This window comes from Alishewanella longhuensis, from assembly GCF_014653435.1.
Classification (GTDB): domain Bacteria; phylum Pseudomonadota; class Gammaproteobacteria; order Enterobacterales; family Alteromonadaceae; genus Alishewanella; species Alishewanella longhuensis.
The window spans coordinates 45,024-46,589 of record NZ_BNAO01000003.1; the positions used below are offsets into that span (position 1 = coordinate 45,024).

At 43.9% G+C, this 1,566-nt stretch carries 2 protein-coding genes; both read right to left on the bottom strand.

What is annotated here, in order from left to right:
* Positions 1–327: 327 nt before the first annotated feature.
* Positions 328–672: a hypothetical protein gene (locus IE163_RS07330; protein WP_189431798.1), complete on the bottom strand. Its 345-nt coding sequence runs from the start codon at positions 670–672 to the stop codon at positions 328–330.
* 446 nt (positions 673–1,118) lie between these two features.
* A partial coding sequence (locus tag IE163_RS07335; RefSeq protein WP_189431800.1) for a hypothetical protein occupies positions 1,119–1,566 on the bottom strand: 448 nt, incomplete at its 5' end.

Sequence of the window (1,566 nt, forward strand, 5' to 3'; positions counted from 1 at the left end):
CCTGGCAAACCTGAACAACAGCAGGCTGCTTTTAATTAAAAACTAAACCAGCCAACTGCGATACGGCGAGCCACCCGGAACCTGTGAAACTAGTTTAGCGAAGCCACAAAAAACAACGCTACCGCCACCACCGTTTGCAACTAACCAACAAACTGGTGTGCCCCGACGGAATAAATAAGCCGGTATTCTAAAACCGGACGTGAGCAACGCCAACTAAGAAAACCGCACTAAAGCCATTAACACCCGAAAGCCTGCTAACGCCCGCCACACAGGCGAGCAACTTGTTGCGAGTCCAGCGCCCAACAGGCGCGATTGTGATGGCGCTTGTTATGCATGATCTTTCCGCCTAGGGAAGAACTCGTTAAATATCTTAGGATAAGAAAAAAAGAACTCATCGGTTGTTGTAAAGAAAAAGTCCTTGGCTCGAATCTTTTCATTATTATCTGCATCAAAAACATTAACAACCACGTCGCCCTTCTCACCGACATTCATCACAAATACATATCGGTCATCACTGACAGATAAAGTCATATAGCAACAGCCGTCCTGGCAATAAAAATCTAAACTATGCTTTAGCTTTCTAGAGTTAAAGCGAGAACGTAAGCCACCGTAGTACTTACGGAACTCCTCTCCTCTAATAAGTTGTTTAAACGTAATATCTGCTGGGTTCATAAATCATTGTGCATAACGCATTGCTCACCGGAAAATGACGAGCGCCAGCGAGTTATTTTTCCGGTGCAGTAACTTGTTAGCAGCAAACACCGAACTTTCGCGGCTTGCCGCCACGCGATGTTGACCGAAGCCACTGCACTCATAATTTAAAAAACTAACCAGCCAAGTGAGATACAACGAAAAGGCTGGAACCTTAAAACTTGCTGCAAGCGGAGCAAATGAACCAGAGAAACAACGCTACCGACCTTGCCACCAACGACTAACCCACAAACTGGCAGACTTTACGTTTTGGCTTTACCGCTAAGAAAAACAGACGCGAGCAATGCCAGAACAGAAAACCTATACAGCCACAACAACCCGAAAGCTGCTAACGCAAAGCACACGGGCGACAGGCCGCGCAGCGGGTTGGCGTCCCAGCGACCGCAGGGAGCAAGTGATGCGTATTGTTAGCTTTGCATATCAATTTCAACAACTTGAGCCTCTGTAAATATACTTTTAGCCTTTTTAAACACGATATCTCTATTAGCTGGATGAACTGTAATATCTATTGCATTATCTGATAACGTAAAAAGAGTAAGACAGCCAGCCATTTGGATTTTTGATATGTCTGACTTTTTTATCAATCGTCCTTTGGTGTTATAAAAACGAGAGTATGAATTTGGTCTTACCTGCACGGTTGTACCTAAATCACTAAATGTTCTTTCTACTTTATCCAAATAGTTAATAGGAATCATTGATTCCAACTTTATAACCAATACAAAAAACAGTACGGAGCCAATCAAAAATAGCAAAGTGTCGATAAATGCCTCCGCAAAGCTAACGCTTTGCTCACCGGAAAATTGGGAGCGCCAGCGAGTAATTTTTCCGGTGCAGTAACTTGTTAGCAGCAAACAC

Coding starts and splice junctions, on each gene's coding strand:
- IE163_RS07330 (WP_189431798.1), bottom strand. CDS start 672: ATGAACCCAGCAGATATTACGTTTAAACAACTTATTAGAGGAGAGGAG.